Origin of the sequence: Mucilaginibacter sp. 14171R-50 (assembly GCF_010093045.1) — a bacterium.
In the GTDB taxonomy this organism is placed as follows: domain Bacteria; phylum Bacteroidota; class Bacteroidia; order Sphingobacteriales; family Sphingobacteriaceae; genus Mucilaginibacter.
In genome coordinates, this window is sequence record NZ_CP048115.1 from 4,078,390 (window position 1) to 4,102,979 (window position 24,590).

24 protein-coding genes are annotated in these 24,590 nt (G+C 44.1%); 14 read left to right on the forward strand and 10 right to left on the reverse strand.

The features are described from left to right. Window positions 1-53: 53 nt before the first annotated feature. The gene (locus tag GWR56_RS18450) at window positions 54-1,181 is read right to left on the reverse strand and encodes an efflux RND transporter periplasmic adaptor subunit (protein WP_162432672.1); all 1,128 of its coding nucleotides are present in this window, start codon (window positions 1,179-1,181) and stop codon (window positions 54-56) included. Window positions 1,182-1,243: 62 nt separating this feature from the next. Then, on the reverse strand, window positions 1,244-2,596 hold the full coding sequence (locus GWR56_RS18455) for a TolC family protein (protein WP_162432673.1): 1,353 nt from the start codon (window positions 2,594-2,596) through the stop codon (window positions 1,244-1,246). A 340-nt stretch (window positions 2,597-2,936) separates the two neighbouring features. Here GWR56_RS18455 and GWR56_RS18460 point away from each other — a divergent pair, with 340 nt between their 5' ends. From GWR56_RS18460 to GWR56_RS18510, 11 genes are all read left to right on the forward strand, one after another. Next, complete coding sequence (locus GWR56_RS18460) at window positions 2,937-4,148, forward strand: pyridoxal phosphate-dependent aminotransferase family protein (RefSeq protein WP_162432674.1); 1,212 nt, start codon at window positions 2,937-2,939, stop codon at window positions 4,146-4,148. 60 nt (window positions 4,149-4,208) lie between these two features. After that, a complete protein-coding gene (locus GWR56_RS18465; RefSeq protein ID WP_162432675.1) occupies window positions 4,209-5,327 on the forward strand; it encodes a hypothetical protein in 1,119 nt (372 codons plus the stop codon). A gap of 223 nt (window positions 5,328-5,550) precedes the next feature. Then, window positions 5,551-6,873, forward strand: a complete 1,323-nt coding sequence (locus GWR56_RS18470) for an inositol-3-phosphate synthase (RefSeq protein ID WP_162432676.1) — start codon at window positions 5,551-5,553, stop codon at window positions 6,871-6,873. 280 nt (window positions 6,874-7,153) lie between these two features. Further along, on the forward strand, window positions 7,154-7,528 hold the full coding sequence (locus GWR56_RS18475; RefSeq protein WP_162432677.1) for a GtrA family protein: 375 nt from the start codon (window positions 7,154-7,156) through the stop codon (window positions 7,526-7,528). Window positions 7,529-7,541: 13 nt separating this feature from the next. Further along, the gene (locus tag GWR56_RS18480) at window positions 7,542-10,088 is read left to right on the forward strand and encodes a DUF5686 and carboxypeptidase-like regulatory domain-containing protein (protein ID WP_162432678.1); all 2,547 of its coding nucleotides are present in this window, start codon (window positions 7,542-7,544) and stop codon (window positions 10,086-10,088) included. A 31-nt stretch (window positions 10,089-10,119) separates the two neighbouring features. Further along, complete coding sequence (locus GWR56_RS18485) at window positions 10,120-10,833, forward strand: CDP-alcohol phosphatidyltransferase family protein (protein WP_162432679.1); 714 nt, start codon at window positions 10,120-10,122, stop codon at window positions 10,831-10,833. After that, window positions 10,830-11,423, forward strand: coding sequence for a DUF4833 domain-containing protein (locus GWR56_RS18490; protein WP_162432680.1), 594 nt, complete (start codon window positions 10,830-10,832; stop codon window positions 11,421-11,423). The genes GWR56_RS18485 and GWR56_RS18490 overlap by 4 nt, the downstream gene beginning before the upstream one ends. Before the next feature lie 5 nt (window positions 11,424-11,428). Then, window positions 11,429-12,055: a sterol desaturase family protein gene (locus tag GWR56_RS18495; RefSeq protein WP_162432681.1), complete on the forward strand. Its 627-nt coding sequence runs from the start codon at window positions 11,429-11,431 to the stop codon at window positions 12,053-12,055. Beyond that, window positions 12,048-12,986, forward strand: a complete 939-nt coding sequence (locus tag GWR56_RS18500; RefSeq protein ID WP_162432682.1) for a phosphatase PAP2 family protein — start codon at window positions 12,048-12,050, stop codon at window positions 12,984-12,986. Before GWR56_RS18495 ends, GWR56_RS18500 begins: the two co-directional genes overlap by 8 nt. A 228-nt stretch (window positions 12,987-13,214) precedes the next feature. After that, window positions 13,215-14,000, forward strand: coding sequence for a hypothetical protein (locus GWR56_RS18505; RefSeq protein ID WP_162432683.1), 786 nt, complete (start codon window positions 13,215-13,217; stop codon window positions 13,998-14,000). 84 nt (window positions 14,001-14,084) lie between these two features. Then, the gene (locus GWR56_RS18510; RefSeq protein WP_162432684.1) at window positions 14,085-14,648 is read left to right on the forward strand and encodes a CAP domain-containing protein; all 564 of its coding nucleotides are present in this window, start codon (window positions 14,085-14,087) and stop codon (window positions 14,646-14,648) included. A gap of 98 nt (window positions 14,649-14,746) precedes the next feature. Here GWR56_RS18510 and GWR56_RS18515 read toward each other — a convergent pair whose 3' ends face one another. The 3 genes from GWR56_RS18515 to GWR56_RS18525 all read right to left on the reverse strand — a co-directional run bounded on the left by GWR56_RS18515 (window position 14,747) and on the right by GWR56_RS18525 (window position 16,741). After that, window positions 14,747-14,989: a DUF1456 family protein gene (locus GWR56_RS18515; RefSeq protein WP_162432685.1), complete on the reverse strand. Its 243-nt coding sequence runs from the start codon at window positions 14,987-14,989 to the stop codon at window positions 14,747-14,749. A 23-nt stretch (window positions 14,990-15,012) separates the two neighbouring features. Beyond that, the gene (locus GWR56_RS18520; protein WP_162432686.1) at window positions 15,013-15,699 is read right to left on the reverse strand and encodes a pseudouridine synthase; all 687 of its coding nucleotides are present in this window, start codon (window positions 15,697-15,699) and stop codon (window positions 15,013-15,015) included. Window positions 15,700-15,907: 208 nt separating this feature from the next. Beyond that, entirely contained in the window at window positions 15,908-16,741 is an 834-nt protein-coding gene (locus GWR56_RS18525) for an MBL fold metallo-hydrolase (protein ID WP_162432687.1), read from the reverse strand. 173 nt (window positions 16,742-16,914) lie between these two features. Here GWR56_RS18525 and GWR56_RS18530 point away from each other — a divergent pair, with 173 nt between their 5' ends. Continuing rightward, window positions 16,915-18,057, forward strand: coding sequence for a putative sensor domain DACNV-containing protein (locus GWR56_RS18530; protein WP_162432688.1), 1,143 nt, complete (start codon window positions 16,915-16,917; stop codon window positions 18,055-18,057). Here GWR56_RS18530 and GWR56_RS18535 read toward each other — a convergent pair whose 3' ends face one another. Next, window positions 18,058-18,342 carry a GNAT family N-acetyltransferase gene (locus tag GWR56_RS18535; RefSeq protein WP_162432689.1) on the reverse strand — a complete coding sequence of 95 codons (285 nt, stop codon included), beginning with the start codon at window positions 18,340-18,342 and terminating at the stop codon, window positions 18,058-18,060. Window positions 18,343-18,372: 30 nt separating this feature from the next. Further along, window positions 18,373-19,611, reverse strand: a complete 1,239-nt coding sequence (fabF, locus tag GWR56_RS18540; protein ID WP_162432690.1) for a beta-ketoacyl-ACP synthase II — start codon at window positions 19,609-19,611, stop codon at window positions 18,373-18,375. Between the two features lie 176 nt (window positions 19,612-19,787). Here fabF and GWR56_RS18545 point away from each other — a divergent pair, with 176 nt between their 5' ends. Further along, complete coding sequence (locus GWR56_RS18545) at window positions 19,788-20,042, forward strand: hypothetical protein (protein WP_162432691.1); 255 nt, start codon at window positions 19,788-19,790, stop codon at window positions 20,040-20,042. 37 nt (window positions 20,043-20,079) lie between these two features. Further along, window positions 20,080-20,883, forward strand: coding sequence for an NIPSNAP family protein (locus tag GWR56_RS18550; protein ID WP_162432692.1), 804 nt, complete (start codon window positions 20,080-20,082; stop codon window positions 20,881-20,883). Between the two features lie 5 nt (window positions 20,884-20,888). Here the strand turns inward: GWR56_RS18550 and GWR56_RS18555 are convergent, their stop codons facing one another. The 3 genes from GWR56_RS18555 to GWR56_RS18565 all read right to left on the reverse strand — a co-directional run bounded on the left by GWR56_RS18555 (window position 20,889) and on the right by GWR56_RS18565 (window position 24,577). Next, a complete protein-coding gene (locus tag GWR56_RS18555) occupies window positions 20,889-21,572 on the reverse strand; it encodes a GNAT family N-acetyltransferase (RefSeq protein WP_162432693.1) in 684 nt (227 codons plus the stop codon). Between the two features lie 106 nt (window positions 21,573-21,678). Further along, complete coding sequence (locus GWR56_RS18560) at window positions 21,679-22,566, reverse strand: hypothetical protein (protein WP_162432694.1); 888 nt, start codon at window positions 22,564-22,566, stop codon at window positions 21,679-21,681. Between the two features lie 139 nt (window positions 22,567-22,705). Then, window positions 22,706-24,577, reverse strand: coding sequence for a RagB/SusD family nutrient uptake outer membrane protein (locus tag GWR56_RS18565; RefSeq protein ID WP_162432695.1), 1,872 nt, complete (start codon window positions 24,575-24,577; stop codon window positions 22,706-22,708). Window positions 24,578-24,590 lie beyond the last annotated feature (13 nt).

Consider the following 24,590-nt stretch of genomic DNA (forward strand, 5'->3'; position numbering starts at 1 on the left):
CTTAATTACTGGGCTGATAACCCATCAATAAATTTTAACGAAACACCTTTACATTATTTAGCAGGAGCTGCACCCGCGGCCGCAGGCGGCGGGCCAAGGGTTATTTTACCGCCATCGCGCAGGCGCTGAAAGCCTTCCGTTATCACTTTTTCACCGGGCTTTATGCCATCCATCACAACCACGTTACTTTGAATACGCGGGCCTAAAACTACCTTACGCTGCTCGGCAATAGTGTCCTGCGAAATGAATACGAAAAATTCGCCCATCTGCTCTGTAACCGCCTTGTAAGGTATCTGCACACGGTTGCCCGAATTATCATTAAGCACCTGTAAAACACAGCTCATGCCGTCCTTTAACTCGTCATCGGCATTAGGGAACTGCACCCTAACTTTTATGGTACCGGTTTGGTCGCTTACGCCGCGGTCAATAGCAAATACCTTTCCGTTCTTGCTGTATTCGGTGCCATCGGGCAGTATCAGCTTAAACGTAGTATCGCTGCTCGCCTTTTGCAGTTTGTAAAAGCGGTTGATATCCTGCTCGTTTACTACCACATCAACGCCAATTGGGTTGCCTGTTGAGATGGTATTTAACAAAGTGGTGCCGGGCGACACCTGCGCACCCAGCTTTACCTGCGATATACCAATACGGCCGGTAAACGGCGCACGTATTGTTGCGTACGATAAGTCGGTTGCAGCCGAAGCTACACCCGCCTGCGCAACAGCTACCTGGCTTTGGCTGGTTTGAAAGTTAGCGGTGGCCTGGTCCACCGTCTGACGGGCTACCGCGTCATTCTTCAACAGCATATTATAACGGTCTATATCCTTCTGTGCCTTGCTTAAGTTAGCCTTTGCGCTAAGTAAATTTGCTTTTGCCTGCTCGTAAGCTGCCACATATTTACGGCGGTCAATTTCATAAAGCGGGGCTCCCTTTTTTACCACATCCCCTTCTTTAAAAAATATACCGGTTATAAAGCCGCCTACCTGGCTGCGCAGTTCAACGGCATTTAAGGCCACTACAGTGCCCTGGTACTTGTCGTAATATAAGGCGTCGGCTTTTTTTGCTTCTATAACATTTACCGGGGTTGGCGGCAAAGCTGCGTCTTGTTTTGGCGCTTTGTTGCCGCATGACGAGGCTGTTAATAAAGCCAAAGCGGCAATACAGCAGGCGTATGTGTTTTTCATTATTATAAGTTGTCGTGTTTTCAATGTCGATAAAGTTTTTGGGTATATCCCTTGATTAATTTTTATTCGGGTTGCAGCGTTCCTAATGCCCGTTGTAAATCTATTTTACTTGATAGCAACTCAAAAAGGGCGTTGTAATAATTAAGCTCGGCTGTGCGCAGATCTGCCTGCGATACAATAACATCAAGGTATGTTTTTATACCTTCGCGATACTGCAGGTCAACTACCTTATATACATCCTTAGCAAGCGCAACGTTTTCGCTAAGGGTTTGCCAGTTAAAATAGCTGCTTTTATAATTTGCCAGCGCCTGCGTATATTCTGTGTTTATGGCGTTACGACTATTGATCAGGTCAAGGTCGTTACGTTCCACCTGCAAACGTGCCTTGGCTAAGTTTTGCAAACGTTTACCACCTGTAAAAATCGGTATAGATAATGACAAGCCTGCAAATGATGTTGGGTACGAGTTATTATAAAGTTTAGAAAAATTATCGTTAAAATACGCCAGACTGTACCCGCCAACCGCTGATAATGATGGCAGGAAATTCCATTTGTAATAGGATACATTAAGGTTAAGCAGGTTTTTTTGAGTTTGAAGTTGCCTGTACTCAACGCGGTTGGTATAATTTAAAACCTGGTTGGTATCTATAACCGCTTCGCCCGCCAATCGTGTAGAGTCATACGACAGTACCAGCGTTTTACCAGGATCAAGGCCCATTACCTGTTTTAAATAAGCCGATTTGCTTTTTATCGCTTCCTGTATCTGCTTTTGCGATGCAAGCGAATTATTAAGGGCTATAGTTGCCTGTTTGTAATCGGTTTTATCTACTACCCCAGCCTGGTAGCGCGAATAAGCATCTTTTAAGCTTCGGCGCAGCCTCACAATATCCTCTTTAATAATATCAAGCTGACGTTGCGATAGCAGAACATCATAAAAGGCCCTGCTTACATCGGCTACTACGTCTATCTTACTGCTCTCGGTGTTCTGTTTATAGTACTGCCTTGAATATTTTGATGCACGTGAAGCCTGGAGCACATCGTTATTGTAAATAACCTGGCTGGCCTGCAGCCCCACAGTAGATACATTGTGCGCAATTGCCAAATTTTGCTGTGTACCTGTCCCGGTGCCGGTAGTTGTTGTGGCAGCGCCCTGCGCCGGTCGCTGAAAGTAATGCTGATACTGCCCGGTGGTACCAATTTGGGGTAACCAGTTTGAAAGGCTTATCTTTATATCGCGCTCGTTTATTTGCTCGTCTATACTGGCTTGTTTTACCAGCGGCTGGTTACGCAGGGCGTAATCAATGCTTTGTTTTAAGGTAACAACGGTAACTGCCGAGTCGGGGGCGGTTTGAGCCAGCAATGCAGCCGGAGAAAAAAATAGTATATTAGATAAAAGTAAACAGCGTAGATTTTTCATAAAGACTTAAGTGCAACTAAAACGAAAATAAGCAGAAAGGTTCACTTAATTCCGGTGTTTTTTATAGGGAGCACGAATATGAACTTATTCTATTTTAATAAAAAATCGACAACAAAAATTTTACCTAATTAGGAGATTTCAATGATAATTGGCACGGTTTTTCAACTTTTTAAAACAAAATGTAAAATAGTGGTAGTGATTAAATAAAAAATTTAATTAATTTGCCTGATGTAAGTATGTTAACATACTATTAAGGTAGTGTGCAAAAAATTTACACTCTCCATGCAAGTTATAAGCTTATTCATGGTACTTTTACAAAAAATTTAAGCAGCGTTTATAAATGGTTAAAAAATTACACGAGAAGATTGCTCAGTTCCAGGATGCAAATATGATCAGGGCACAGGGCCTGTATCCTTTTTTCAGGCCTATAGAGTCAGGCCAGGATACTGAGGTTATCATAAACGGCAAGCGTGTGTTAATGTTTGGTTCAAACTCTTACTTAGGGCTTACCAATCATCCCAAAATAAAAGAAGCTACAAAAAAAGCAATTGATACGTACGGATCTGGCTGCGCCGGTTCAAGGTTTTTGAACGGCACGCTTGATATCCATATCGAACTTGAGAACCGCCTTGCCAAATACGTTGGTAAAGAGGCGGCGGTATTATTCAGTACCGGTTTCCAGGTTAACCTGGGCGTTCTGTCGTGTATTACCGGCCGTAACGATTACCTGATACTTGACGAGTACGACCACGCTTCTATTATTGACGGTACACGTTTATCGTTTTCAAAAGTTATTAAATACGCCCATAACGATATGGCCGACCTTGAGCGCAAGCTAAGCATGCTGCCCGAGGAAGCGGTAAAGGTTATTGTTGTTGACGGTATATTCAGCATGGAAGGCGACATTGTTAAGCTGCCTGCAATTGTTGAGCTTGCCGATAAATACGGCGTTAATATTATGGTTGACGATGCTCACAGTTTGGGTGTAATTGGCGAAAATGGATCGGGTACTGCATCACACTTTGGCTTAACCGATCAGGTTGACCTTATTATGAGCACCTTCAGTAAATCGCTGGCATCGCTGGGCGGGTTTATTGCAAGCGATTACGATACCATTGACTATATTAAGCACCGCGCCCGTTCGTTAATGTTCAGCGCCAGCATGACCCCCGGATCTGTAGCCAGCGTTATTGCTGCACTTGATATTATCGAGGCAGAACCCGAACGTATACAGAAGCTTTGGGACAATACAAACTACGCCGTAAAATTATTAACCGATGAAGGTTTTGATATCGGCGCATCAGAAAGCCCTATCCTACCTATATATATACGTGATAACGCCAAAACTTTCCAGGTAACTAATTATCTGCAAAACGCGGGCGTATTTGTTAACCCGGTTGTATCGCCGGCCGTTCCTTCTGATTCATCTTTATTAAGGTTCTCGCTAATGGCAACCCATACTTTTGAACAGATAGACGAAGCCGTTGAAAAACTGATACAGGCGTTTAAACATGTAGGCGTAACCAATAGTACTATTAAAGAAAATATATAAGCTCTTTGAATATACAGGTGCCGCGCCTGCATGGCACCTGTATTAACCTTAACATCCCAAATGAAAAAAATTGTACCGGTACAGTCAAAAAAAGAGCTCGCAGCTTTTATTGACTTCCCGCATGACCTGTATAAGAACGACCCCAACTACGTACCCGAATTATTTATAGCCCAAAAGGACCTGCTAACCACGCACCCTTTTCATAAGCACTCGGCGCTGCAAACCTTTTTGGCGTACGATGGCGATAAAATAGTTGGGCGTATTGCAGCAATTTATAATAACAACCACAATAATTTCAACCAGGTTAAGGACGGTTTTTTTGGCTTTTTTGATTGTGAGAACAACCAGGAAACCGCCAATTTACTTTTTGATACCGCCGTTAAGTGGGTTAAGGAAAAAGGCGCTGATAAAATTGTTGGGCCGGTAAACCCATCAACCAACGAAACCTGCGGGCTGCTTATAAAGGGTTTTGACAGGCCGCCGGTGGTGATGATGACCTATAACCCTGAGTATTACATTACCTTGCTTGAAAACGCCGGTTTTAAAAAACAAACTGATTTACTTGCCTGGTATTGGGATGGGCCAAATTACAACGACAAATCGTTAAAAATGCTTGATATGCTGCAGGAGCGTTTAAAACGCAACAGCAATATCACCATACGTAAAATAAACCTGAAAAATTTTAAGCAGGAGGCCGATGCCCTGCGCGACGTATATAACAAGGCTTGGGATAAAAACCTGGGCTTTTTCCCGATGACCAACGAGGAATTTGACTACACCGCCAAGGACCTTAAGATGATACTTGACCCTGATTTTGCATTGGTTGCAGAGCAGGACGGTAAAATTGTTGGTTTTGGCGTAGCCATACCCGATATTAACCAGATACTTAAAACCATAAAAAAAGGCCGTTTGTTGCCCACAGGTATTTTCAAGCTGTTGTTAAATAAAAAGAAGATCACCGGTATACGTATTATGCTTTTGGGTGTAATTGATGGTTACCGCAAATTAGGTATCGAGGCCAGCCTGTATGGCAGCATTATAAAGGAGTACAGGCGCAAAGGCCTGAAATATGCCGAAGCATCGTGGACGCTTGAAAACAACGACATGGTGAACCGCGCTATTGAAGCCATTGGCGGCGATCAGTACAAAACTTACAGGATATACGAAAAGCCTATATAACACAGTCAATATTCATCTGCCTGTAAACTTTATAGAATTATTAATTTTCAACCAAAAATTATATTCTATTTGTCGCGCAATTGAGCGGTATCCTGCTGCTTAATTGTATTAATTAAAATAGTACAGCGCCTGGCGCTACTATATACAAAACAGTGAACTAAACGGCTTAACCATATTATATTGGTTTAAAAGCTGTATTATCCTTTAAAAACAAACACAAGTAATGAAAATTAACATTAAACCTGCTGAAGGTAAGCTTGGTATATTAATTCCGGGCTTAGGCGCAGTAGCTACAACATTAATTGCCGGCGTTGAAGCCGTAAAAAAAGGCATATCGCAGCCTATTGGTTCGTTAACTCAAATGGGTAGCATCCGTTTAGGCAAACGTACCGAAGCGCGTCATCCAAAAATCAAAGACTTTGTACCATTGGCTAACCTTAACGATGTTGTTTTTGGTGGCTGGGATGTGTACTCTGATAACGTTTACCAGGCAGCTGTAAACGCAAAAGTACTTGAACGCGACCTGTTAGATTCGGTTAAAGAGGGTTTGGAAGCCATTGTGCCAATGAAGGCTGCATTTGACAAGAACTACGCAAAAAACCTTGACGGTACACACGTTAAAACCGGTACCCGTTACGAACTTGCTCAGCAGGTTATGGAAGATATACAAAACTTTCAGAAAGATAACGGCCTTAACCGCGTGGTATTGGTATGGTGCGGCTCTACCGAAGTATATTTCGAGGGATCGGAGATACACCAGTCGCTTGCTGCATTTGAGCAGGCTTTAAAAGACGATGATAAGCGTATTGCACCAAGCATGATCTACGCTTACGCGGCTTTAAAACTTGGCGTACCATTTGCTAACGGCGCCCCTAACTTAACGGTTGATATCCCGGCTATGATAGAGCTGGCTAAACAAACCAATACCCCAATTGCAGGTAAAGACTTTAAAACCGGCCAAACTTTAATGAAAACTGTACTCGCCCCTGGCCTTGCAGCACGTTCGTTAGGTGTACATGGTTGGTTCTCGACCAATATTTTGGGTAACCGCGATGGTTTGGTACTTGACGACCCGGATAACTTTAAAACAAAAGAGGTATCTAAACTTGGCGTATTAGAAGATATTTTGCGCCCCGAAGATAACCCGGAGCTGTATGGCGATATCTTCCACAAGATACGTATCAACTACTACCCTCCGCATGGCGATAACAAAGAGAGTTGGGATAACATCGACATTTTTGGCTGGTTAGGCTATAAAATGCAGATCAAGATCAACTTCTTGTGCCGCGATTCTATCCTGGCAGCGCCTATCGCGTTAGACCTTGCTTTATTTTGCGATATGGCAAAACGTGCTAACATGAGCGGTATACAGGAGTGGTTATCATTCTACCTTAAATCGCCGCAAACCGCGCCGGGTTTACACGCCGAGAATGATATCTTTAAACAGCTTATTAAATTGGAGAACACCCTGCGTTACCTAATGGGCGAAGACCTGATAACACATCTGGGCCTCGACTATTACGACGATATGTTTGCGGGTAATTAATCGCATCATATTACCCATAAAAACTGGTTATTGCCTTAAGTGGCGGTAACCAGTTTTTTATTTTACAGGGATTTAAGTTTAAAATGACGATATTCGCGACCGAAACTTAAACCTTCCCCCAAGGTTTTATTGTTTAGTTAAACTAATTGCAGTGTTTTTTACGTAGATGGTAACAAACTATTCCCTACATCGTCTACTAAAAAAGATTGTGCATAGTTAAACTAAGATCTCACGGCTGGGTCAAACCGAAAACATTTTAAGCCGGATAATTATTGTATAAATGGCAACATTTGTTAAGGCGCAGGCGTCTTCTTTTATAGCATCCCTATTTGACTTTTTGACCACAATAGTCTGTAAGGAATTTTTTTACCTTTGGTACGTTACAGCAAGCTTGATCGGAACCATCGCGGGGGGCGTAACAAATTTTGCATTAGGCAGGGTTTGGGTATTTAAAAAACGCAAAGAAAAAACCATCCCCGTACAAGCCGTAAAATATGTACTTGTTTGGGGCGGCAATGTTGCCCTTAATACAGGTGGTGTATTTTTGGTAACACACTACGCAGGGTTAGATTACAAAATATCCAAGGTGGTAGTTTCGTTTTCTGTAGGGATAACTTATAATTATTTCTTACAAAAAAAGTTTGTTTTTGCATAATTGGATAAGGTTAATGAATTTAAAATACACTTTTAGGTATCTTTTTCTTGTACTTTTCCTGTTGATAAGCGCTGCTGTAACGGCGCAAACAACCGTTGTAACCGGTAAGGTTACCGATGGCGGTAATAAAGAAGGCCTTCCTTTTGTATCTGTTGCGTTTGTAGGCAGTACTACCGGCGTTGTTACCGATACGCATGGCATGTACACGCTGCGCACCAATCATCCGTACACTAAAATAAAGGTAAGTTACGTAGGCTTTAAAGAGGCTACTTACAACGTGTTACCCGGAAAAGAACAGGTGCTCAACATCCGGATGATCCCCTCGTCTACCCAGTTGAACGAGGTAAGCATCAAATCAACAAAAAAAACAAAGTATGTAAACGATAACCCTGCAGTAGCTTTAATACGTAAGGTTATTGAAAACAAACCCCGTAACCGCCCCGAAGCTTACGATTTTGTGGAATACAAAGAGTACGACAAAATTCAGTTTTCGCTGAGTAACATATCTGATAAAATAAAAGAGAAAAAGCTTTTCAGAAAATACAAGTTCATATTCGAAAATAAAGACAGCACTACCTATCCCGGTAAAACATTGCTGCCCATTTACTTAAAAGAGCAATTGGCTCAGGTATACCACCGTAAAAACCCGGAAGCCACCCGCAGCGTGATATTGGGAGAAAAGTCGGTTGATTTTGGGCCTGGCTTTGACACCGAAGGTGTAGGGCAGTATTTTAAGCACCTGTACGAGAAGGTTGATATTTACGATAATAGCATTATGTTATTAGGCAGGCAATTTTTAAGCCCTATAGCCAATACAGCCCCTACTTACTACAAGTTTTTTATTACCGATACGCTTACCCTCGATAACGGCAAAAAGCTGGTACAGCTAAGCTTTACGCCCCGCAACACCAACGACATACTTTTTGAGGGCGAGATATACATTACACTCGACGGTAACTACGCCGTGCAAAAAGCCGGGTTGGTTATCAATAAAAACATCAATGTTAACTTTGTGCGCAGCATGAATGTAGACCTTGATTTCGAGCCTAACGCCGATGGCCGTTATCATTTAAGCCGAAGCAACACCTTCGCCGATTTTGGCATAACCGCCAAGCGCAAAAGCGGCTTGTTTGGTACGCGCACGGTAACGGTTAAAAATTACGCTATAAATATCCCTCATAACGATACGCTTTACCAGGCAAGCGCGGAACTGGTAGACGAAGAGCTAAAAAACCGGCCCGAAAGCTTTTGGGCCCAAAACAGATTGGATACCCTTACCACGGCCGAATCAAAGGTGTATAAAAACATTGATAGCCTGGTACATATGCCATCGTTTAGGCGCACCGCCGATATCATTAACCTGCTATTTGCCGGTTACAAAAATTTTGGCAAGTTTGAAGTTGGCCCCGCCAGTACTTTTTACAGTTTTAACCCGGTTGAAGGTTTGCGGCTTAGGCTGGGCGGCCGCACAACTGCCGACTTTAGCAAACGCATTTATTTTGAAGGATATGGTGCTTATGGCTTCCGCGACAAAAAATGGAAAGGTTATTTCGCCACCTCCTACTCATTAAATAACAAAAGCATTTACCGGTTTCCGCAGCATTATATCCGCGCGAGCGTTCAGCGCGACACCAAGGTGCCGGGGCAGGAATTAGGTTTTATACAGGAAGATAACGTACTGTTATCGTTTAAGCGTGGTCGAAACGACAAGTACTACTACAACGATTCGTACCGTATTGATTATGTAAGCGAATTTGAAAACCACCTGTCGTATAAACTTGGCTTCCGCAAACTGATGCAAACCCCTGCCGGCAGTTTATATCCTTTTCAAAATACATTCAATCAAGTATTTAACACTTTAACGGTCACCGAACTTTCGGCAGGCATCCGTTACGCTCCCAACGAGCAATACTACCAGGGCAAGCTGCACCGTTCGCCTATTATTAACCAATATCCAAAGTTTTCGTTAGATTATACCGCGGGCCTGAAAGGCCCGTTAGATGGCGACTATAGTTACCATAAACTAAACTTCAGGGGCGAAAAGCGTTTTTATGTAGCCCCCGCCGGTTTCTCTGATGTGGTTGTTGAAAGCTCAAGAACATTTGGCCAGGTGCCTTATCCATTGCTCAATATGCATAGGGCAAACCAAAGTTTTGCTTATGTAATTGACGCATATAACCTCATGAATTTTTTAGAATTTGTGAGCGATAAATCCGTCAACATCATTATCGATCATCATTTTGGCGGATTCTTTTTCAATAAGGTCCCGTTGTTAAAGAAACTCAAACTTCGCGAAACCGCATCGTTCAAATCGTTATGGAGCGGATTAAGCAGTAGTAATAATCCATCTTTACACCCAAACCTTTACCAGTTCCCGGCCGACGAAAATGGCGTTCCGATTACTTACACCATGAATGGTACGCCATACGTTGAAGCAAGCGTGGGCATCGAAAACATTTTTAAGTTTATACGGGTTGACTACGTTAAACGGTTCACATACCTGGATCATCCGGACATAGCCAAGTGGGGAATACGTGTAAAGGTTAAGTTTGATTTTTGATATATTTTATTTTTAATTATTTTTATAGCTAATGGAGCCACAAACATCGGTACGTACAAGTTTACAATTAGGAATATATAAGATCATCGACCCATTTGTAAAACTCCTGATTAAGGTGGGGTTAACGCCAAATGCGGTAACCTCTATCGGTTTTATTTTAAATGTGGGGGTTGCAGCAATATTTATCATAGGCGCCGAAGACGGCAACCGGGGCGATCTAAGTTATGTTGGCTGGGCAGGCGGTTTAATACTATTTGCAGGCTTATTTGATATGCTGGATGGGCAGGTAGCCCGCCTGGGTAACATGAAATCTATTTTCGGTGCCTTATACGATTCGGTATTAGACCGCTACAGCGAGTTGATCATGTTCCTGGGGATTTGCTATTACCTTGTTGCTCACCATTACTTTCTAAGCTCGATATTTGCCTTTATAGCGCTTATCGGCTCAATGATGGTAAGTTATGTTCGCGCCCGTGCGGAAGGCTTGGGGGTGGAGTCAAAAGGCGGCCTGATGCAACGCCCCGAGCGTGTAGTAACCATCGGCTTATGTGCTATTGCGTGCGGCGTGGCATCATCATACCTGGGCGGCGATTATAAATTATATATCCCCGGCTTCAGGTTCCACGTATTCGAAACCATGTCTATCTTTACTTTTCCTATAGCGATATTGGCCGTACTAACTAATTTAACGGCGGCTAAAAGGCTGGTAAACGCCCGCAAGGCATTGGCTGAAAGAGGGGAATGATAAAAAACAGCATAAAGCTTTTTATTATATACTTTATGCTCACCGGCGCGCTGCAGGCAGTGGCCGCCTCACCCAGTGTCAACTCCCCGCTTATATCCCCTACCGATACGTTAAAAAAGCTGGTTTATCCGGTACCTCCGCCAAATCCGCTCCGCTTGTTCTATATCCAGCGGTCGCCCAATATCAACGCCCTGTCATACGATCTCAATATCGATCAAAAAACCGGTAAGCCTGATGAAAATGCGCCCGTACACGGCTACTGGTTAAGGTATGCCGAAGGCCACGGCGAACCAGCTGAGTTTACCTATATGCAACGCAAATTTGCTTACGGAATAATTTCTAAAGCACTGGGTAACGACAGGTATGATATCAGATTAGTGTCATACAAAAAAATTCCGCTTACTTTAATGAAGGGTGCCGACGGAAAATATCATATCTTCGCAACAATAGCCCAAAAGCAGGTATTGCTTCAAAAAATATTTATTCAGATTGATGGGGGGACTTTTTGGTTACCAAATGTTATTTTTGTAGAAATGAAGGGCACAGACCCTGGTACAGGAAAAGAGGTCACCGAACGTTTTAAACCTTAAGTGTTATGGCGAAAAATTTTGTTTCAAATTCACAGGAATCTGTGAGGATGTTTAAGAGCAGTTTTTTAGAAAGCTTATCAAAAGTGCACTATTTTGTGCCTATTATAATTTTTTTACCTGTTATTTTAGTTACCAGCTATTTTGCTTACGATAAACAAATTGGCCTTGTAAATTACATCTGGCTTTTTTTAGCAGGCCTTTTTGTGTGGACGCTTACCGAGTATGTAATGCATCGCTTTGTTTTCCATTTTGTACCAAAACAACAATGGGCGCTGCGCCTGCACTTTATATTTCACGGCGTACATCATGACTACCCCAGCGATGCCAAGCGCCTGGTGATGCCGCCATCGGCAAGCATACCACTGGCAACAGGTTTTTACTTTTTATTTAACGCCTTGTTGCCTGCTAATTATATATTCGGCTTTTTCCCCGGCTTTATACTTGGTTACCTTATTTATGATATATCGCACTACGCCATTCATCATTTCAACTTCAAGGGCAAATTCTGGAAAACAATAAAGCAGCACCACATGCTTCATCATTACCAGGACCCCACCAAAGGCTATGGCGTAAGCTCTCCGCTTTGGGACAAGATATTCAATTCAGATTTCATTAAAAAGCAGAATGGCTAACGCTATTGGCGATGACATGCGGATCAATGCAAAAAACATCAGCATTGTTACCGGCATATCCATCGCATACTTAATTTTATCATACTTTCTGGTTGGCTTTAAAACCGATCAGCTTATTTTGATGGGCATATTTAACATATTGTTTTATGCCACGGCAACTACCCGCAAGTTTATACTTGGCTTTTCTATCTTCATCGTTTATTGGATCATTTTCGATTATATGAAGGCGTTCCCCAATTATAATTATAATGATGTAGCCATAGGCAGCCTTTACCATGCCGAAAAAAGCCTTTTTGGTATAACGCTGAACGGCAGCACCCTTACCCCAAACGAATATCTGCGCCTTAAAAGCACCAACATTGTTGATGTAGCTGCCGGTCTGTTCTATCTGTGCTGGATCCCCGTTCCTCTCGCGTTCGCGGCGTTCCTGTTCTTCAAAAATAAACGGCAGTTCCTGTACTTTTCGTTAACGTTTGTACTGGTTAATATGCTGGGTTTTATTGTTTATTACGCCTATCCCGCCGCGCCACCCTGGTATATTCAGTTTCATGGCTTCACTTTCCACCCCCTAACGCAGGGTAATACAGCAGGCCTGGCGCGTTTCGACAGGTTTTTTAATATCAACCTCTTTAAATCCATCTACTCAAAGGGATCAAACGTTTTTGCAGCAATGCCGTCACTGCACTCATCCTACCCGGTTATTGTACTTTATTATGGCATTAAAAACAAGCTGGGCCTTGTTAACTGGTTTTTTGGCGTGGTAATGCTGGGTATTTGGTTTACCGCCGTTTATGCCAGCCACCATTACGTGCTCGACGTGCTGGCGGGTATTGTTTGCGCCTCGCTGGGTATAATGCTTTTCAACTGGATGCAAGCGGCATCAGGTAATTTTAACCGCTTTTTAAGCCGCTACGAAGGCGTGATACAATAACTGTAACATTTACTTATTGTGTACACTATTATATACTGCTTTTTTTAGCAGTTGATGGGCTTTATTGTAATTAAAATCCATGCGCATAAGCGTAAGTAGCTATAAATCAATATTATTATGGCTATTAATGGCATTTGTTGTAACTTGCAAGCCCCCGCGATAAAGTATTAATAATTACGGGCATAAGATTTGAATAGGTAATATGACTTATTTGATATCTGCAACCAGATGAAAAAACTTGTTATACTTTTCACATTTATATTAGCCGCTACAACATTTGCCGCTCACGCTCACATTGGCGATGATAACCGCAATTACATAGATAGCCTTAAACAAAAACTGCAGCTTACTACCAACGATACGCTTAAGGGGGCCATCTATACCCAAATTGCGACAGAATATTTAAAGTTTGATAAACAACCCAATCGCAATTTAAAGGCCTACTACCAAACCGAGGCCATACACTACACCCTGCTGGCCCTGCACAATTATAGTTATTATGAAGATACCACCGGCATACGGTCGAGTTTTGACGACCTTGCCAGGGTTTACGTAGCGCAAAAAAAATACAGCGAGGCAAAGTGGTTCACACTTCAATCAAACAAAATTTCGCGTCAGAAAAAAGATATCGCCAACATCGTAAGTTCGCTGGTAAGGTTATCAGCCATAAAAATGGAACTGAAGGAATACAAAATGGCTATGCGCGACCTAAACGAAGCGTTAAAATGGAGCACTGTTAACAAAATGCCTGCTTTAGAAGCCGTTGTGCAGCAAAACTACGCCTACCTGTACAATCGCTTAAAGGATTATGAAAAAGGGGATATAGCCGAAAAAAGGGCCTCAGAAATAGCAGCGCAGTTGCAGCGTGATGACGAATTGAAAGCTGTTACCATTACTTTTGATAACAGCCCTGTAAAAGATACTAAGCCCGCCGCAACCAAAAAGAAAAAGGCAAATATTGTTGTTAAAAAATCTTCAAAGGCAGTTTCTGCCAAAAAACTGGCATCGTTATAACCTCCCCTCGCGTATCTTCATAAAATTGACATAGGGTTATATGTATTTAAACCATAGTGCGTTAATACTGTCAAAATCAGCGTTATGAAGAAATATGTATCAGGTATTTTTATCGCGTTATCAGCTATGGCACTCAGTTCGTTTATATTAATAAGCCGTACTGACGAACATTCATTATTTAAACAGGAATTTTTAGATCTGATCAATCAAACCCGCGCTAAGGGCTGCAAATGTGGCGATACTTATTTCCCCCCGGCGCCGCCCATGGTTTGGAACAATGACCTGGAAGAAGCCGCCAAAGGCCACGCGCAGGATATGGCCAGGCAAAATTACTTTAGCCACGAAAGTAAGGATGGCCGCACCATGAACACCCGTATTATTACTGCCGGGTATGTTTTTAAAGGCTGGAAAAGCTTTATGATCGGCGAAAATATTGCCTTTGGGCAAAACAGCATACCCGAGGTAATGGCAGGCTGGTTTAAAAGCGAGGGCCATTGCCGTAACCTGATGAACCCCGGCTTTAAGGAAGTTGGCGTGGCCGAATATAATAAATACTGGGTACAGGATTTTGGCGGCCGGGAAGCGTTTAGCAAACAGCAACAGGAACTTATAAAAAGCGGAAAATACCGTTTAATAGAGAAGAATTGAGTCTGGAGTCTAAAATCTGGAGTCTAAAGTCTTTAGTTCTAAGTCGTGGTATGATTTTCCTACCTTCAACTTTGAACTTTCAACTTTCAACTTTCAACTTAAGACTTAGAACTATGCTTCTCAGGCTTTGGCCCGCGCAGGTGTAATACCAGTCCGTTCAAAAAATTGCGCAATAGCTGATCTTTACAGGGCTGAAAATTTGGGTGATCTTCACTGCGGAAGATGGCGCTCAATTCGGTTTTGGTGGTCCGGAAGTTGGCCAGTTTTAATATCTCGATGATCTCATCATCACGCAGCTGTAAAGCCACGCGAAGCTTTTTCATGATATCGTTATTGCTCATACTGCAAATATAAATATAGTTTATTAGTTATCCGCCCAGCCCATTAGCTGCATTACGCGTTTAAATTCGTTTTGCACGGATGCCTGTATAGTTATTTCTTGCCCCGTAACCGGATGATCAAACGTTAATTGCCGCGCGTGCAGCAGCATGGTTTCCATCTCCCAGGTCTCTTTAAAAAATTTATTTTGCTTATTACAGCCATGCGTGCGGTCGCCAATAATGGGGTGAAATATATGCGCGAAGTGTTTACGCAGCTGGTGCATGCGCCCTGTTTCCGGCGATGCTTCTATGATTGAGTATCTCGAGGTGGGGTGCGCGCCAAACGGTACATCCAGTTCGGCCCTGTTCAGGGTAACATAACGGGTCAATGCATCCTGTAGCGTGCCGTTCTCTTTACGCAAGGGATAGTCTATCTCTGCGGCATCCGGGGTATAACCCCGCAATATCGCCAGGTATTTCTTTTTCACCCGATTTTCCATAAACGCCTGCTGCATGGCTATCTCGGCAGGCTTATCAAACGCGAATAGCAACACCCCGCCTGTCTTCCTGTCTATCCTGTGCACGGGGTTTACCTTTCTGCCGGTCTGGTCGCGCAGCAACTGCAACGCAAACTCTTCGGCATCTGCAGCTATTGATGAGCGATGTACCAGCAAACCATGAGGCTTGTTTATGGCTATAAGATGTTCGTCCTGGTAAATAATTTCAAGCATGTATGGGGCTATTTTCCATGTTCATTTCTTCAAAATTTCCGTGAACGTCGGTTTATTTTATTGATCGCTGTTTACCAGTCAATTACATCTATTACTATAAAGTTTCTCTTTAGCTGGTACCAAAATATCCAAATTTGCAACACGCTGATTATCAAATGTTCATGAATGTTCACGGTGTTCACGTGCGCCGAACGTGAACACTTGCTTTTCAGCTTATAGCGAACTGAAATTGCCCGGTGATTTGGTTAAGTATGTTACTTTCGCCGGCTGCAACGGGCAGGGGATCTATTACAAAAACAGGGCTTTCCTCGTAGCGCGAAGCAACGCTTACATGTGTGTCGCCGGCATGGGCTGCAAACATTTGCTGCGCCAATACGGGGCAGTTGTTATCCTTTGACAAATGTGCCAGCAAAACATGGCTCATGTACGGGGGCTTATGTTCCCTGAACACATCCAACGCTTGTTTATTTGATAAGTGCCCCTTACCCCCGCGGATGCGCCGCTTTAAAAAGAAGGGGTACCTGCCCTGCTCCATCATATCCTCGTCGTAATTAGCTTCCAGGAACACCGCATGGCATTGCGCAAAATGGCGGATCAAATGCTCGCATGGGGCGCCGATATCGGTAAATACGCCTATGCGGGTATTGCCATCGCTTATCATAAAGCTGTGCGGTTCGGCAGCGTCATGATGTTTGGGAAAGGGCATTACCTCCAGGCTGCCCACCCTAACCGGCTGGTACGATCGAAGGCTGATGCAAAGCTCTTTAGGCACATCGCCGCAATGATGTACCGTGCCATCGGTAACATAAACGGGCAGGCGGTATTTCTTCGCCAATACAGCCAGGCCCTTAATATGGTCGCTATGTTCGTGCGAAATGAAAATGGCTTTAACTTTTTGAATGGAAAGCCCCAGGCGGGCCATGCGCTTTTCAGTCTCTCGGCAGGATATGCCGGCGTCAACCAGTACTGCTTCGTGCTGGTTACCAACGTAATAGCAATTGCCGTTACTCCCCGAATTCAATGACGCTATAAAAACCGGCATACCTTACAAAGTAAAACATTTAAGGCTAATACTAAAAGCTTTAGCGAGGATAATTTTCAACATCCAATTACCGTGATGGTGAGCCTGCCGGACCGCACCGCAACAACTTACAAAACCATAACACTAATGCCCGCGGATATTAACTATAATTGTATTGAAAAACGCTTGTACGTATGCTATCAGAACCCACCTACCTGCCGGCCCGAATGGTTGCACCCGAAATTGAGGCCCACTTTAAAAAGCACCAGTTAGCGGCGCAAAGTTTACAGGATACCAATATCGCAACGGCGCCCCAGGCGCATATTATTGAGGCGGTAATAGACTCGGCGTTTTGGGCCAGCATGCGCCGCGAGGAAGGGCGGTCGCCTATCATCTCGCTGGCATTGCTGCAGCCATCACAATCGCAAAAACCATTAATATTTGGGCAAAAGCTTAGGCTTACCACCCAGAATCTTATTAAGCTTGCCCCCGCGGTTGAACAGCCAGGCATACACTTAGGGGTTTGGCCCGATGGCGACGACCTTTTTATTTGGGGCACTACACACAGCATACCGGCGATATGTTTTGTTTTAGAAGTAGTAGAACCGGGCCTGCTGGTAATAAAGCACCGCCGCGTTGACGGGTTTGGCAAATTTGTGAACGTAGCCGTTTTACAGGGCGACCAGATCAAAGTTTTGGACGAGGCAACTATGGGGGTGGCTGATTGCCCGGCACTGATCACTTCACTTGAAAACATGCCCCTGCCAACATACATGGGCGAATCATTTAACGTGTTGGTGCAGTTGGCGGCATCCATGCGCCTGCACAAGCGGGGCGGCCTGGTGCTTATTGTACCCGCAGGTACAACGGCATGGAAAGATTCGATTGTGCAGCCCGTTAAATATCCTGTGAAACCGCCTTACAGCGCTATTGCCGAATTGCTGAAACTGACCGAGCACGAACAAAAAAAACTGGAATGGCAGGAATCGTTACTGGAAGCTATTGACCTGATAGGCGGTTTTACCGCTGTTGACGGTGCTACTATCATAACCGATAAGTATGATCTGCTGGCTTTCGGCGCCAAAGCTGCACGCTCGGTAAAAAGCACACCGGTAGGCGAAATTGTGATGACCGAACCCGTAGCCGGCGGCAAGGCTATAAAGATACACCCCGCCCAAAATGGCGGCTCCCGCCATTTGGCCGCGGCACAATTTGTTAACGATCAGCATGACGCGGTAGCCCTTGTGGCATCACAAGATGGTCAATTTACCGTGTTTGCATGGTCGGTAGAGGTAAACATGGTGCACGCTCACCGTATAGATGTTTTATTGTTGTAATTAAGCCAAAAGCCTGTTCCACTCGGGGTGGCGCTTTAAAAACGCCTTGACATAAGCGCATAAAGGCACCAGTTTCATATCTCTTTGCTCAATGTAGGTCAGCACCTTTTCTACCATAACCCCTGCAATACCACGGCCCTCCAGTTCTTCAGGCACTTCCGTGTGTATGAGGTATATCCTGTTATCCCTGGTTTTGTAATCGATAAATGAACGATGACCATCAACAAAAAACTCAAAGTTGTGTATGGCTTCGTTATCGATGATATCGTTATCAGCATAGTTCATATTACTGCATTTTTTTTCCCAAGGATTTCCTTACACCTTTTTAAAAACGGCGATACCATTATGCCCGCCAAAGCCAAACGTGTTGCTTAACGAAGCATTAACTTTTTTGTTGATGGCATCCTTTATCACAATGTGCAAATTATCGGGTACTGCGGGGTCGATAGTATGCGTGTTGATGGTGGGCGGAATGATACCGTCTGTAATGGTTTTTATAGCAATGATAGATTCTACAGCACCCGCCGCGCCCAGTAAGTGACCTGTCATGGATTTGGTTGCGCTCACCGACAGATCTTTATTATTACCAAAAACCGCGTTTATGGCTGTGGCTTCGCTCAGGTCGCCTACTGATGTTGAGGTGGCGTGGGCGTTCACGTAAGTTACGTCATCGGCATTTAAACCGCCGTCCTGTAAGGCCAGTTTCATTCCTTGTATGGCGCCTTTGCCTTCGGGGTGTGTGGCAGTGATGTGATAAGCGTCAGATGTCATGGCAGCACCGGCAATTTCGGCGTAGATGTGCGCGCCGCGGGCAACCGCATGCTCGTATTCTTCAAAAACCAAAACACCTGCCCCCTCACCCATTACAAATCCGTCGCGCTCCACATCAAACGGCCGCGAAGCAGTTTCGGGCGACTGGTTACGGGTTGAAAGCGCTTTTAAAGCGTTGTACCCACCTATAGAAGCCTCGCTGATGGGAGCATCTGCTCCGCCGGTTATAATAATTTTGGCCTTTCCCCAGCGAATGTAATTCAGCGCGTCCATAATAGCTGTATTGGAAGAAGCACAGGCCGAAACGGCCGAGAAATTCACGCCCATAAAACCATATTTAATGGATATGATACCCGCGGCCATGTTGATCAGCGTTTTTGGTATAAAAAATGGGTTAAAGTGCGGCATAAAGCCATTTGCAGCATATTCCCTTACTTGCTGTTCAAAGGTTTCGAACCCGCCCTGTGCTGATCCTAAAACAACCCCCACGTCAAACGGCGACATCTTATCCAACTCAAAACCCGAATCTTCGATTGCTTCCCTGGCAGCTATCAGCGCATATTGCGTGTAAAGGTCGCTGCGTTTTATTTCGTTACGGTCCAGATGGTCGGCAGGGTTAAAATCCTTAATCTCGGCGGCAAAATGGGTTTTAAAATTTTCGGCGTTAAAACGGGTTATGTCAGCAGCATTACTGCGGCCGTTTACAATATTCGCCCAAAAGCTTTTAAGATCATTTCCGGCCGGCGATAAAACCCCCATGCCTGTAATAACAACTCTTTTCATGTTTTATACACTGCTAAAAACCGGCCAAAGTTTATAATGCCCGGGTTGCTGCAATTGTGGCCGCAAATGTAAACAAGTATGTGCTTAAAAAAGCAACTGACGGGTAAACTTTTAAGCGCCGTTAAACCTGTATTGGTAAAATAGTAAATTGCGCCTTTATTAATTAACACAGCAACATGCAAGACCCGTTTGACATATTGGTAAATGGAATAGTTTACTCTGTTTTCCCCGAAGAAGATAACGTTTACACCATATTTAAAGCCGGTAACGAGTTTGGTAAAATTGAAAAAGATACCGACAACGTTTGGCTTATGTTACATCCGGAGACTGAAACACCGATGTTTAATAATAATGCCGAGGTTGATGCCATTGGCCAGGCTATAAATAATTATGTGCCCGAGGAAGAGGACGATGACGATGATTTTGAATAAATAATATCCCTATATTAGGCACATCAATTTTTAAATAATGAAAAGACGCTCATTCGTAAAAGGCTCGTTAATAAGTGGCGCGGCTGCGGCAATCGCCCCTGTAGCCGCCGTGGCACAGTCAAAACCCTTAAAGGACAAGATACCGTACATAGAACACTATGAGCTAAGGGTTTATACCTTTAAAGACGAGCGCCAGCAAAAAATAACGGAAGACTTTTACCGGGAGGTTTTTGTGCCGATGATGCAACAGAAAAGATACGAGACCGTAGGCGTTTTTACCGAGCTGAATCCGGCAGGCCAAACAAAGCTTTACGTGCTGATTCCCTTTAACACGTATGTACACGCCGAAGGGCTGTATTATTTTTTGGAAGATAACAAAGATTATTGGGCACGCGGCGCTGCTTATTTGAATGCCCCTGCCGATAACCCTGCCTTTGAGCACCTGGAAACATCGATGCTGAAAGCGTTCAAGCATATGCCGTCAAAACAGATCCCTGCGCGTGAGAAACGTATTTTTGAATTGCGCCAGTATAAAAGCGCCAGCGAAGCCGCCGGTAAAAAGAAAATTGAAATGTTTAACGATAAAGGCGAAATAGATATTTTTAAGCGCCTGGGCTTTAAACCGGTGTTTTTTGGCGAAACGATTATTGGCAACGACAGGCCCAACCTAACCTACATGGTTACTTTTAAAGATATGGAAGATAAAGCGGCTCACTGGAAAGCTTTTGGCGGCGACCCTGAATGGAAAAAAATAAGCGCCGTACCGGAATATGCCGATGCCTTACTGGTATCAAAAATAACATCGACCATGTTGGTACCTACCGATTACTCAGGAATATAGAAGCGTTATTTTTTAATATTAAGTACATATCCAAACATGGGGCTGCGGGTTTCAAAGCCTACCCGCTCGTATACGCTTATGGCCGCTTTATTACTTGCCAACACATGCAAAAACGGCGTACCTCTTACTTGTAAAACCTTTTTCACCTGCTCATTCAATAATGTGCCGGCGTACCCCCTGCCCAGGTAATCGGGATGGGTGCATACAGCGCTAAGTTCGATGTAGGGGGATGGCTGGAGGCGCTGCCCTGCCATTGATACCAGCTTTCCATCTTCAAAAATACCGGTGTAGTTTCCAAACTCGATAGTACGCTCCAAAAATGGCCCGGGTTTGGTAAGTTCTGTCAGTTCCAACATTTGGGGTATGTGGCTTTCATCCAACTCAGTTACCGGTTGGGGTGCGGCGGCTATCGGCATGCCCCCTTTATATACCATTTGCTGCATTTCAAACTCGTGTATAACCTCAAATTTCCCAGGAATATTTAATTTTACGGGTGTAAATATTACCAAGGGGCTTACCTGCGGATCAAACGCACTAAGTGCCTTAAAATCGGCTGAGCTATTATTCTCCATCCCGGCAAACGGCGCTACATCACGTCGAAAATGAACTGCCCGGGATCCGTCTGCTGAAAGTTTTTTGTTTCCTGTTTTGAGTGCGTTGTAAATAGGGTTGTCTAAAATGTGTGCCATGTGGTAGTACTGAGCAGGCAAACTTAAATGATTAGCCGTTACTCGTTATCATTTTTTAGTAATCTTAAAAAAATTCCCGCAAACCTAAGGCCGCTATATTACAGGCCTACCACCGGATCGTCACCCCTGCCGATAAGCGGTAGCCCTCTCGTTCTGCTTTATTTAATTGTGTTTTGTTACTGCCGCCTGCGCTTAAAAACAATTCATCGATACCGTTACCTGTTTGCCAGTTGTAATAACCTCCGCCGGCCTGTATGGCCAGTTTATCACACAACTTGTAAACCAGTTTCAAATCCCCATCTATACCAAAACCGTTTGCCGCATGGCGGTAACTAACCGGGTGTTGAAAGGTTTGTATCAAATTCCAGTCGGCAGCTGCACTGTAGTTAGCCTGGTTATATTGTAAGGCGGCATTTACGTTTAACTTACTGCTAATAGTCAAAAAACCTGTTGCTCTTACAAACACGCCCTTCCAGCTTGCCTTGTAAGTACTGTTCAGATCAGAAATATTACCTGTACGATCTAATATATACAGCGATTGGGTGCTTGCATTATAACCTGCATAACCATTTAAGGCAAATCTGCTCTTGTTGAGCAGCACATATCCTGCACCTATACTCCAATCGCGCAGGTAGCCTTTATCGGCATCAAAAAGATCATCGTAAACCATGTTGGTGCGGTTATCGCCATTATAATCGTTATCCCTAACCGCACCGGATGTGGTAAATACATTAGCGTAACCGGCGGTAAGCATAAACTGCTTCCATACATTCCATTCTCCCGTCGCGGTTAACAATACGCCTCCAACTTTTTTCCATTGCAGTTCTGAGTAGATGTTAGGGTTTTGACCCGCTAAATTACCGGCGATAGACCATTTTAGGTCCTGCTGGCCATAACCCGTAGTAACGCTTAACGAAAGCTTACGGGGGGCGGTTTGTGCATATCCGCCAATTACTGCAAAGGTTAAAAAACAGGTGAGTAATATTTTTTTCATCAGGTAATTAAAAAGCCCGCCCCTTTTAAGGCAGGCTAATTTATGAATTAATTGATCGTTAGTACCAACAGCAGGAACGGTTTATGCAAAAGCCGGGCTTAGTGTGGTAAGCCCGGCTTAATAAGGTTTAGGGAATTGATTACTCTACCACTTTATCAAGCGGCGGAACGTTGTTTTCTGAACCGGAATACCCTTTATTTTGATTGATATGCCCGTTGATGTTCAAATCGATATCGCTTTGTGGTATGGGCCACAACACGTGATATGGCGATATGGTAAAATGGTTACCCGAGTTTGTAACAACATTTGGGTTCTTATAAAAATCGTTTTTCTCCATTATCCGGTCGTAAAAGAAGTTATCGGTAGAGAAACTGGCTATGTTATAAGTTTTGCCATTGTAGGCTGCCTTGCCTGTTTGGGCAAATATATAGGCCATGCGGGTAAGTTCGTCCTTACGCGGCTCTTCCCAGAAAAGTTCGCGGGCTCGTTCGTCAAGTATAGTGCCGATGTTAACCTTACTTGGATCTGTAAGCAATTCGGCGTTGGCACGTGCACGAACCTTGTTTATATCAGCCATTGCCAGGGCGTTTTGGCCTTTCCACCAGTAAGCTTCGGCACGCAGCAAGTAAGTTTCGGCTAAACGGAATACATACCAGTCGGTATTAGTACCGCGTGGCGGGCTCCACCATTTATCAGAGGCTGTTGTCCCCGACCCGATAAACACTTTGTAGTGCGGCCAGCCAAACCATGCGCGGATAGTATCCTTGGCACCGTTCAGGAAACGCTGGTTTACGTTTGCGGCAGTATATTGCTCCAAATGTTTGCCGTACCATGCGGGGTCGGAGGTTTTTAGGCCCGGGTGATTATAAACCAGGTCGGTCATATCCATCCACATGCCTTTGGCATGGCGGTAATCGGTATTGTCTGTCCAAATGTACTTGGTAGCATAAGGCGTACCACGCAGGCGGCCAATACCGCGGCCATACCATAAGGTAAGCGGAAACTCTTCTGTTACCTTATCAGAGATACCCGGTTTTAAGGCGCCGGGTGTAAGTATGGTTCCGTTGTGCCACATGGGTACACAGTTACGCATTAGCTGCGAGCCCAGGTTGGTGGCGCCTTCCAGGTTTTCGCGGTCTATTACTACATAAAGCGCTTCGGTATTTGCCGCTATCGATTTATTCTCGGGGCGGTGCAAATCCCATACAACATTTTTGGTAGCATCGCCGGCAACAATACCAAACCGGTTGGTCATCAAAGCATAAGGGCCGTTAATAGCGATATTTGCTGATGCTATGGCGTCGTCAAATAAACCAAGTGCCAGGTTAATTTTAGTTAAAAGGTGTGCCGCCGCGCCTTTTGAAGGTTCGCCCTTGGCGCCGTCATCTGTAAGTTTAGTTACAGCAAACTCAAGGTCTTCCTTCATCTTTTTCAGGATAACCATACGCTGGGTGCTTACATACGACGTATTTACAATGGTTTCTTCTTTTAACAGCAACGGAACATCGCCAAACTCGTGCACCAGACGGTAATACCTGTACGCTCTGTGAAAATATGCTCCCGCCAACACTTTATTCTTATCATCGTCAGATGGCCATTGGATATCGTTGATCCTGGTAATAATAACGTTGGCATCGTGCACACCCTGCCACCAAACCTGCCAGTAGCGGCCTATTTTGTTATAGTCGTCGCTATTTAGGTTAGCGGTAGGTGTGATCCTGATGTTAAGGTCCTGCGCCGGTGTGGTTTTATCGGTAGTGCCCTCAACAGCCGCATCTGTAAAAATAGATTCGGTTAACATTGGCGCCGAGTCGCCAAAAAATTCGAACCTGACACTTAAGTTTAAGTTGAGCAATAACGAGCGGAAGGCGGCCGGTGTGGTTAACGTATTGCCCGGTGTATATTTAGATGGCGCCTCAGGGAAAAGGTCGCTGCGCTTTGTACATCCTCCGGCTGCAAATACAGCTCCTATTGCCAGCGCGGCTATTATATTTTTATTTATCTTTTTCATATTCAAGTTGCTT

Coding starts and splice junctions, on each gene's coding strand:
- GWR56_RS18565 (WP_162432695.1), bottom strand. CDS start 24,577: ATGAAAAAGATAAATAAAAATATAATAGCCGCGCTGGCAATAGGAGCT.
- GWR56_RS18560 (WP_162432694.1), bottom strand. CDS start 22,566: ATGAAAAAAATATTACTCACCTGTTTTTTAACCTTTGCAGTAATTGGC.
- GWR56_RS18555 (WP_162432693.1), bottom strand. CDS start 21,572: ATGGCACACATTTTAGACAACCCTATTTACAACGCACTCAAAACAGGA.
- GWR56_RS18525 (WP_162432687.1), bottom strand. CDS start 16,741: ATGCCGGTTTTTATAGCGTCATTGAATTCGGGGAGTAACGGCAATTGC.
- GWR56_RS18450 (WP_162432672.1), bottom strand. CDS start 1,181: ATGAAAAACACATACGCCTGCTGTATTGCCGCTTTGGCTTTATTAACA.
- GWR56_RS18455 (WP_162432673.1), bottom strand. CDS start 2,596: ATGAAAAATCTACGCTGTTTACTTTTATCTAATATACTATTTTTTTCT.
- GWR56_RS18460 (WP_162432674.1), top strand. CDS start 2,937: ATGGTTAAAAAATTACACGAGAAGATTGCTCAGTTCCAGGATGCAAAT.
- GWR56_RS18490 (WP_162432680.1), top strand. CDS start 10,830: ATGATAAAAAACAGCATAAAGCTTTTTATTATATACTTTATGCTCACC.
- GWR56_RS18470 (WP_162432676.1), top strand. CDS start 5,551: ATGAAAATTAACATTAAACCTGCTGAAGGTAAGCTTGGTATATTAATT.
- GWR56_RS18485 (WP_162432679.1), top strand. CDS start 10,120: ATGGAGCCACAAACATCGGTACGTACAAGTTTACAATTAGGAATATAT.
- GWR56_RS18505 (WP_162432683.1), top strand. CDS start 13,215: ATGAAAAAACTTGTTATACTTTTCACATTTATATTAGCCGCTACAACA.
- GWR56_RS18480 (WP_162432678.1), top strand. CDS start 7,542: ATGAATTTAAAATACACTTTTAGGTATCTTTTTCTTGTACTTTTCCTG.
- GWR56_RS18535 (WP_162432689.1), bottom strand. CDS start 18,342: ATGAACTATGCTGATAACGATATCATCGATAACGAAGCCATACACAAC.
- GWR56_RS18515 (WP_162432685.1), bottom strand. CDS start 14,989: ATGAGCAATAACGATATCATGAAAAAGCTTCGCGTGGCTTTACAGCTG.
- GWR56_RS18465 (WP_162432675.1), top strand. CDS start 4,209: ATGAAAAAAATTGTACCGGTACAGTCAAAAAAAGAGCTCGCAGCTTTT.
- GWR56_RS18530 (WP_162432688.1), top strand. CDS start 16,915: ATGCTATCAGAACCCACCTACCTGCCGGCCCGAATGGTTGCACCCGAA.
- GWR56_RS18520 (WP_162432686.1), bottom strand. CDS start 15,699: ATGCTTGAAATTATTTACCAGGACGAACATCTTATAGCCATAAACAAG.
- GWR56_RS18495 (WP_162432681.1), top strand. CDS start 11,429: ATGGCGAAAAATTTTGTTTCAAATTCACAGGAATCTGTGAGGATGTTT.
- GWR56_RS18510 (WP_162432684.1), top strand. CDS start 14,085: ATGAAGAAATATGTATCAGGTATTTTTATCGCGTTATCAGCTATGGCA.
- GWR56_RS18475 (WP_162432677.1), top strand. CDS start 7,154: ATGGCAACATTTGTTAAGGCGCAGGCGTCTTCTTTTATAGCATCCCTA.
- GWR56_RS18500 (WP_162432682.1), top strand. CDS start 12,048: ATGGCTAACGCTATTGGCGATGACATGCGGATCAATGCAAAAAACATC.
- GWR56_RS18545 (WP_162432691.1), top strand. CDS start 19,788: ATGCAAGACCCGTTTGACATATTGGTAAATGGAATAGTTTACTCTGTT.
- fabF (WP_162432690.1), bottom strand. CDS start 19,611: ATGAAAAGAGTTGTTATTACAGGCATGGGGGTTTTATCGCCGGCCGGA.
- GWR56_RS18550 (WP_162432692.1), top strand. CDS start 20,080: ATGAAAAGACGCTCATTCGTAAAAGGCTCGTTAATAAGTGGCGCGGCT.